The 7,568-nt window shown below is 68.6% G+C and carries 9 protein-coding genes; 6 read left to right on the top strand and 3 right to left on the bottom strand.

Translation table 11 applies throughout. The features are described 5' to 3' along the window. The 4 genes from ACFDS3_RS09965 to ACFDS3_RS09950 form a co-directional block, all read left to right on the top strand. Window positions 1-967, top strand: a 967-nt coding sequence (locus ACFDS3_RS09965; protein ID WP_375262202.1) for a glycoside hydrolase family 3 N-terminal domain-containing protein, incomplete at its 5' end; no start/stop codon positions are given. Next, window positions 960-1,739: a segregation and condensation protein A gene (locus ACFDS3_RS09960; RefSeq protein WP_375262201.1), complete on the top strand. Its 780-nt coding sequence runs from the start codon at window positions 960-962 to the stop codon at window positions 1,737-1,739. The genes ACFDS3_RS09965 and ACFDS3_RS09960, both read left to right, overlap by 8 nt. Next, complete coding sequence (gene scpB / locus ACFDS3_RS09955; RefSeq protein ID WP_375262200.1) at window positions 1,732-2,346, top strand: SMC-Scp complex subunit ScpB; 615 nt, start codon at window positions 1,732-1,734, stop codon at window positions 2,344-2,346. The genes ACFDS3_RS09960 and scpB overlap by 8 nt, the downstream gene beginning before the upstream one ends. 7 nt (window positions 2,347-2,353) lie before the next feature. After that, entirely contained in the window at window positions 2,354-2,554 is a 201-nt protein-coding gene (locus ACFDS3_RS09950) for a hypothetical protein (protein WP_375262199.1), read from the top strand. Here the strand turns inward: ACFDS3_RS09950 and ACFDS3_RS09945 are convergent. Next, window positions 2,551-4,110, bottom strand: a complete 1,560-nt coding sequence (locus tag ACFDS3_RS09945; RefSeq protein WP_375262198.1) for an alpha-amylase family glycosyl hydrolase — start codon at window positions 4,108-4,110, stop codon at window positions 2,551-2,553. The two genes, ACFDS3_RS09950 and ACFDS3_RS09945, sit on opposite strands and share 4 nt — an antisense overlap. Window positions 4,111-4,237: 127 nt before the next feature. Between ACFDS3_RS09945 and ACFDS3_RS09940 the strand changes: the two genes are divergently transcribed. Then, the gene (locus tag ACFDS3_RS09940) at window positions 4,238-6,070 is read left to right on the top strand and encodes a cation:proton antiporter (protein WP_375262197.1); all 1,833 of its coding nucleotides are present in this window, start codon (window positions 4,238-4,240) and stop codon (window positions 6,068-6,070) included. Here the strand turns inward: ACFDS3_RS09940 and ACFDS3_RS09935 are convergent. Next, entirely contained in the window at window positions 6,060-6,458 is a 399-nt protein-coding gene (locus tag ACFDS3_RS09935; RefSeq protein WP_375262196.1) for a hypothetical protein, read from the bottom strand. The genes ACFDS3_RS09940 and ACFDS3_RS09935 overlap by 11 nt on opposite strands. 132 nt (window positions 6,459-6,590) lie before the next feature. Between ACFDS3_RS09935 and ACFDS3_RS09930 the strand changes: the two genes are divergently transcribed. Then, window positions 6,591-7,001, top strand: a complete 411-nt coding sequence (locus ACFDS3_RS09930; protein ID WP_375262195.1) for a SufE family protein — start codon at window positions 6,591-6,593, stop codon at window positions 6,999-7,001. Here ACFDS3_RS09930 and ACFDS3_RS09925 read toward each other — a convergent pair. Continuing rightward, window positions 6,998-7,568 (bottom strand): DUF1638 domain-containing protein (locus ACFDS3_RS09925; RefSeq protein ID WP_375262194.1); only part of this gene is annotated, 571 nt, incomplete at its 5' end. The genes ACFDS3_RS09930 and ACFDS3_RS09925 overlap by 4 nt on opposite strands.

The following is a 7,568-nucleotide window of genomic DNA, read 5'->3' as shown; positions in this document are numbered from 1 at the left end:
CGCGGGCGAGACGCTGACGACCGACGAAGCCGCCTTTTTCGCAGAGGCCGATCCGTGGGGCTTCATCCTGTTCGGGCGCAACGTGCGCGACCCGGAGCAGGTGCTGGCGCTGACAGATAGTCTGCGCGCGGCCGTGGGCTGGCACGCGCCCATCCTCGTCGACCAGGAGGGCGGGCGGGTCCAGCGCCTGCGCGCGCCGCACTGGCGCCGGTGGCTGTCGCCGCTTCAGCACATGGAGCAAGCCTCGGACCCGATAAGGGCGATGTGGCTGAGGGCGCGGCTGATGGCCCACGAGCTTTACGCCGTCGGCATCGACGTGAACTGCGCGCCGACCGCCGACGTGGCGCGGCCCGAGACGCATGACTTCCTGCGCAACCGCTGCTACGGCACCGATCCCGAGACGGTGACGAAGGCCGCCCGCGCGACTGCCGAGGGGCTGATGGCGGGCGGCGTTCTGCCGGTGATGAAGCACATGCCGGGTCACGGACGCGCACAGGCAGACAGCCACTACGCGCTACCGGTGGTGCGGGCAGACAAGGCGCAACTGGAGGCGGATTTCGCCCCGTTCCGCGCGCTGAAGGACCTGCCGATGGGCATGACTGCACATATCGAATACACGGCGATCGGCGACCGGCCGGCGACGCAGGACCCCGCGCTGATCTGGCTGATCCGCGAAGAGATCGGCTTTGACGGCTTGCTGATGACCGACGACATCTCGATGGAGGCGCTTGGCGGCACGGTGGCCGAGCGCACGGCGCTTTCCATCGCCGCGGGTTGCGACGTGGTCCTGCATTGCAACGGCGACATGGCCGAGATGGCGGGCTGCGTGGCCGAGGCGGGCGACCTGGCCGAGGCCGCCGCGCGCCGGGCCGAGGCGGCGCTGGCGCGGCGGCACCTGCCTGAACTCGCCGACCCCGACGCGCTGGCCTTTGAGTTGAGCGAACTGGACGGCAACCTGCATGGCTGAGGTCCAGAGCCTGTCGGCCCATGTAGCCGAGCGCGTCGCGGCCGAGGCGCTCGTCGTCGACGTGGGTGGATTCGAGGGGCCGCTCGACCTGTTGCTGACCCTGTCACGCACGCAGAAGGTGGACCTGCGCAAGATCAGCGTGCTGGACCTCGCGCGGCAATACCTTGCCTTCGTCGAGCGGGCGAAGGAGCTGCGGATCGAACTTGCGGCCGACTACCTCGTGATGGCAGCATGGCTCGCGTTCCTGAAGTCGCGGCTGTTGCTGCCGCCCGATCCCACCGAAGAAGGCCCGTCGGGCGAGGAACTGGCCGCGCATCTGGCATTCCAGCTGGAACGGCTCGAAGCGATGCGCGAAGCGGCGGCGAAGCTGATGGCGCGCGACCAGAAGGGGCGCGACTTCTTCGTGCGCGGCGTTCCGGAGACGATCGAGCGGGTGCGCCATGTGCGCCATACGGCGACGCTGATGGACCTGATGCAGGCCTATGCGCGGGTCCGGACCAAGGACGAATTCCGCCCCTTCGTGATGGATCGCGACCGGGTGATGACGATGGAGCAGGCGCTGGATCGGATGCGCGACCTGATCGGCTTTGCCGGCGACTGGATCGACCTGGTAAGCTGGATGCCCGAGGGTTGGGGGGATGATCCGGTGAAACGACGTTCGGCCACCGCCAGCCATTTTGCGGCCTCGCTGGAGCTGGTGAAAGCCGGGCGGCTCGAGATCCGGCAGGGCGAGACCTTTTCCCCTATCGAGGTGCGCCGCCGTGATGGCTGAGGAACAGCAGCTCTTTGACGCCCCGCCCCTGCACGAGCAGGAGCGGATGGTCGAGGCGATCCTTTTCGCCACAACGGCGCCCGTGTCGGTGGCCGAGCTGAACGCGCGGTTGCCCCACGGCTGCGACGCGGTGGCGGCGCTGGAGGCGTTGCGGGCGCGCTACGAGGGGCGGGGCGTGCAGCTTGTGCGCGTGGGCGAGGCCTGGGCGATGCGCACGGCGCCCGACCTTGGCTTCCTGATGAGCCGTGAGACGGTGGAGACGCGCAAGCTGTCCCGCGCCGCGGTCGAAACGCTGGCCATCGTCGCCTATCACCAGCCCTGCACCCGCGCCGAGATCGAGGAGATCCGGGGCGTGGCCGTATCGCGCGGGACGCTGGACCAGCTGCTCGAGATGGAGTGGATCCGGTTCGGGCGGCGGCGCGAGACTCCGGGGCGGCCGGTGACGTTCGTGGTCACGCAGGAGTTCCTGGATCATTTCGGGCTGGAAAGCTCGCGTGACCTGCCGGGGCTGAAGGACCTGCGGGCCGCGGGTCTGCTTGACTCGCGCCCGCCCCCCGATGTGCCTGCGCCGGAGGACGAGCAGGACGACATGTTCGAGGACGAGTGAGGAACAGATGATCAACATGGTGGTGCGCATGTTCATGCGCCAGCTCATCAATCGCGGCGTCAGCGCCGGGATCGACCGAGCGTTCGGGTCGCGGAAGGACCCGCGCCAGATGACTGCCGAAGAGCGTCGGCAGCACGAACAGGCGCAGGCGAACGCGAAGCGGTCGAAACGGGCGCTTCGCACGCTGCGCCGGTTCGGCCGTTTCTAGGGTTCAAGGATCACACCCTCGTCCGGGCGAAGCTCGTCCACCGCGGCGAGGTCACGGTCGTGGATCGTGGACAGAAGGACCTTGCCGCGGACGGGCAGGGGCTGCGGCGCGTCGGTGAAGTTCAGCGCGACGGCCAGCCGCTTGCCCTCGGCCGTGCGGGCGTAGGCCAGGACGCCGTTGTCGGCATGGAGCCGCTCATAGCTGCCGAAGGACAGGGCGGGCTCGGCCCGGCGCAGGGCGATCAGGGCGCGCACGAAGCTCAGCATCGAGGCGGGGTCGCCGTCCTGCTCGGCCACCGATGGGACCGTGGAGAGCGGCAGGAACGGTTGACCGGTGGTGAAGCCGCGGCCGTGGGTGTCGTCCCAGGGCAGGGGCACGCGCACCGGGTCGCGGCCGATGCCGGTGCCGGGGTTATTGATGGCCCAAGGGTCCTGGAGCATGTGATCGGGCACCGCCTCGTTCAGCATGCCGATCTCGTCGCCCTGCCACATGGTGGGCGTGCCGCGCAGCGTCAACAGCAGCATCTTGGCGACGCGGGACTGTCCGTTGCCGACGCGCGTGGCGATCCGATCGCGGTCGTGGTTCCCGAGCACCCAGTTCGGCCAGCCGCCGGGGGGGATCACCGCCTCGTAGCGGTCGATGAAGTCGGCGATGCCGCGCGGGTGCCACGGCGCGTTGATGAGCTCGAAATTGAAGGGCAACTGGAAGCCGTCGAGGTTGGCGCCGTAATAGAGCATGACCTCGTCGAGGTTGCCGTAGGCCTCGCCGACCAGCAGCTTTCTGCCGTGCTTTTCGGCGACGCTGCGCATGGCGCGGACATGGGCGAAGAGGTCGGCCTGGTGCGAGGTGAAGGTGCGAAAGAGCGACCGCGCGGGGCCGTCCTTGGGGTGCCAGTCGGGGTTTGTCGGGTTGTCGCGCAGGCGGGCATCGGGGGTCAGGTGCTCGACCGCGTCGACGCGGAAGCCGTCGACGCCGCGTTCGTACCACGTCTCCATCGCCTTCAGCATCGCGTCGGCGACGTCTGGGTTGCGCCAGTTGAGGGCGGGCTGCTCGCGGGCGTAGATGTGCAGGTAGTATTGGCCGGTGGTGTCGTCCCAGGTCCAGGCGGGGCCGCCGAATTCGCTGATCCAGTTGTTGGGCGGACCGCCGTCGGGTGCGGCGTCGTGCCAGATATACCAGTCGCGCTTGCCGCTGTCGCGCGCGCTGCGGCTGTCCTGGAACCAGGGATGCTCGTCCGAGCTATGGGCGGGCACGAAATCCAGCAGGACCTTCAGGCCGAGGCGGTGCGCCTCGTCCGTCAGGCGGTCGAAATCGTCAAGCGTGCCAAAGAGCGGCTCGATCCCGGTATAGTCCGAGATGTCGTATCCGCCGTCCTTCATCGGCGAGGGGTAGATTGGCGAGATCCAGATCGCATCCGCCCCCAGATCGGCCACGTGCGGCAGGCGGCTGGTGATCCCGTTCAGATCGCCCATCCCCGAACCGGTGGAATCCTGGAACGAACGCGGGTAGATCTGGTAGATGATGCCGGATTTCCACCAGGGCGCATCTTGGGTCATGGCCGGGCCTTCGCATCTGCAACACGGGTTTGCGCTAGCAGGGCGGGGAACCAGCCGCAAGCGCCGTGCTTTTCATTGGGAATGAGCGGGGACAGCCCCCCGCCGGGACCATCTTTCGGAGAGACGAATGGCAGTCGAAACGGCAGCGGGGTCCATGGACCCGGTGGCGGCGGTGGCGCTTGTCGGCGCCCTGGGCGTGGGCGCGCAATGGATCGCGTGGCAGTTGCGGATGCCGGCCATCGTGCTGATGCTCGCGGCGGGGCTGCTGGTGGGCCCGGTCTTCGGCCTGTTCGAACCCGCGCGCGACATCGGGCCGTTCTACCTGCCGATGATCTCGATCGCGGTGGCGATCATCCTGTTCGAAGGGGGGCTGACGCTGAACTTCTCGACGCTGCGCGACGCGGCATCGGGGGTGAAGCGGCTGGTCTTCATCGGCGCGCCGCTGGGGTGGCTCTTGTCCACGCTGGCGCTGCGCTGGGGCGCAGGGACGAGCTGGGAAAGCGCAGCGGTGTTCGGCGGCATCATGATCGTCACCGGGCCGACCGTGATCGCGCCCTTGCTGCGCAACGCGCGGCTGGCGCGGCGCCCGGCGGCGCTGCTGCAATGGGAGGCGATCCTGAACGACCCGGTGGGGGCACTGGCCGCGGTGCTGGCGCTGGAAGTCGTGATCGTCCTGCGCACCTCGGAGCAGCTGGGCAGCGCGTTCTGGACGCTGGGCTTCGGGATCGTCGCGGCGACCGCGCTTGGGATCGCGGCGGGCTACCTGCTCAGCTGGGCGTTTCGGCGGGCAAAGGTGCCCGAGTACATGAAGGTTCCGGTGCTGTTCGCGACGGTGCTGGCGGTCTTTGCCGTGGCCGATGCAATCCTGCACGAGTCCGGGCTGCTGGCGGTGACGGTGATGGGCATCGTGATCGCCAACGCAAACCTCGCCTCGTATGAGGAGATGCGCCGCTTCAAGGAGCATGCGACGGTGCTGCTGGTGTCGGGCGTGTTCATCCTGCTTGCGGCGTCTCTCGACTTTTCGGCGCTGTCGCAGCTGACATGGCGGTCGATCTTCTTCGTGGTGGTGGTGCTGTCTGTGGTGCGGCCCGTCACCGTGTTCCTGGCGCTGGCGTTCACCGACCTGCCGATGCGCGAGAAGGTCCTTGTTGCGACCACCGGCCCGCGCGGCGTGGTGCTGGTCGCGGTTGCGGGGCTTTTCGGCGAGCGGCTGGTGGAGCTTGGGGTGCGGGACGGGGCGTTGGTCGGTCCGCTGGCCTTCATCCTCGTCGCGGCTTCGGTGGTGGTGCACGGCTTCACGCTGGCGCCGGTGGCGCGGCTTTTGAAGGTCACTGCATCGCGCACGCCCGGCGTCATCCTGGTGGGCGGGTCCTACTGGACCACAGGGCTGGCCGAGCACCTGAAGGAGGCCGGCATCCCCGTCCTCATAACCGACCCGAACCGCGGCCACCTGCGGCGCGCGCGCGAGCTGGGGATCGACACCTTCTTCGGCGACATCCTGTCCGAGGGGGCCGAGCTGCGCGTGGACATGAATGGCTACAAGATCATCGTCGCAGCGACGGACAACGACGCCTACAACACGCTGGTCGCCACCGATCTGGGTCCGGAATTCGGGCGCGAGAACGTCTATCAGCTTGCGCGCGAGAAGGCGGCGAACGCACGCCATGCGTTGCCCTCGTCCTTGGGCGGCCGGACCTTTGCGCAGAACGCGACCTACAACGAGTTGAACCGCCTGATGTGGAGCGGCTGGACATTCCGCGTCACGCCCCTGACCGAGGAATACGATCTGGGCGACTGGCGCGCACGGCGGCCCGAGGCGCGGCTGCTCGCGTTTATCGACACGGCCGGAGAGATCCACTTCATCGGCGGTCCCGAAGAGGTCGCGGCAAGCCCCGGCGTGCGGTTGGTGTCGATGCTGCCCCCCCAAGAGGCGCAGCACGAGGGCCGCGCTAAAAGTTGACCGCGTGCGTGCTGTCGGCACCCTGAACGGTGATCTGGTCGACGCCGGCAAGCTCGCGCAGGGAGAGGTAGGTGGCAACGGCAATCTCGCGCGAGCGTTCGGTCAGGACCGGCGCGGGTCCCGGCGGCGGGGTGGCCGCGAAGGTGAAGGCCAGACGGCCGGGCAGGTCGGACTCTTGCGGGACGAGCGCGGCGTTCCAGTAGCCTTGCGTGGGCGCTACGGCGCGCGCGGTCAGCAGGGCTCCGGTGCTGGTGGATGCGAGGTCGACCGCGCGGATCTTGGCTGCGGGGGTGGGGGCGATCGCCACGGGGACAGTGCCCCCGCCGCCCCGTCCGCAGCCGGTGGCAACCAGTGTCGCCGCTAGGGCAAGCCATACCAGTCTTGTCATGTCGTCCGTCCGTCGTCTGTCCCCTCACGCAAGCGTTATCCCAGTTCCGCCCACAGGGAAAGTTGCGCCGTCGCTTGCGCCCGGCGGTAGGGCGATCTACCTCGGAGGCGACCGCAAGACCGGAGGACTGACATGGCCACCCCCGCCTTCGAGGAGATCGCCGAGACCTTCGAGTTCCTCGACGACTGGGAGGACCGCTATCGCCACGTCATCGAGATGGGCCGCACGCTCGAGCCTCTTGAGGACGCGCTGAAGGTGCCGGCCACCAAGGTCGAGGGCTGCGCCAGCCAGGTCTGGCTGATGCCCCGGATCGAAGACGGGCGCTTCGACTTCCGCGGCGACTCCGACGCCATCATCGTGAAGGGGCTGATCGCCATCCTGCACGCGCTGTATTCCGGGCTGAGGGTTTCGGAGGTGACGGGTGTGGACGCGCAGGCCGAGCTTCGCCGGCTGGGGCTGGAAGAGCATCTGTCCTCCCAGCGGTCGAACGGGGTCCGGGCGATGATCGAACGCATCCGTTCGACCGCCGCATCCGCGGGCTAGGCGCGGGCGAGGGCGGCGGCGAGGTCGCCGTAGCCGGTGAAGCGCCTTTCGAAGGCGAGGCCAAGCGCCTGTGCCGCCTGTTCGGCACGCGTGGTCAGGGCCGCGTCGTCGGTTTGGGCCAGATAGACGAGCGTCTCGTAGTTGCCGAAATAGGCGTCCCGGAGCTCGGGGTGGCGGTCGAGTCCGAGGGGCTTAGTGACGAAGGTATCGAATTGGCGGGCAAGGAAGTCCGTCAGGAAGAACGAGGTCACCTCGTCCCGTGCCTCGAATGCCGCCGTGCCGCTGAAGAAGGCGTAACAATGGGGTCCGGGCAGGCGCTCGAGGCCGAACTCGGCGCAAAGCGCATCGACCGCGCCGCCGGTGCCGCAATCGCCGTAGCCGATGAGGATGCGGTCGTAGTGGGGGCGGTGACGCTCGATCGCGTCGCGCAGGGCGGGGGCGATGCGCTCGGGGCGGTTGTGCAGGATGGCCGGCAGGCAGGCGAGGTCGATGTGCCCCCATCCGTTCAGCCGCGTCAGCGCCAGGATTTCGCGCGCGAGGGCGCCGCAGGCCAGCACCAGCACCCGT

This window comes from Palleronia sp. (genome assembly GCF_042089775.1).
Lineage (GTDB): Bacteria > Pseudomonadota > Alphaproteobacteria > Rhodobacterales > Rhodobacteraceae > Palleronia.
This window is presented reverse-complemented; position numbering and strand designations above follow the sequence as displayed.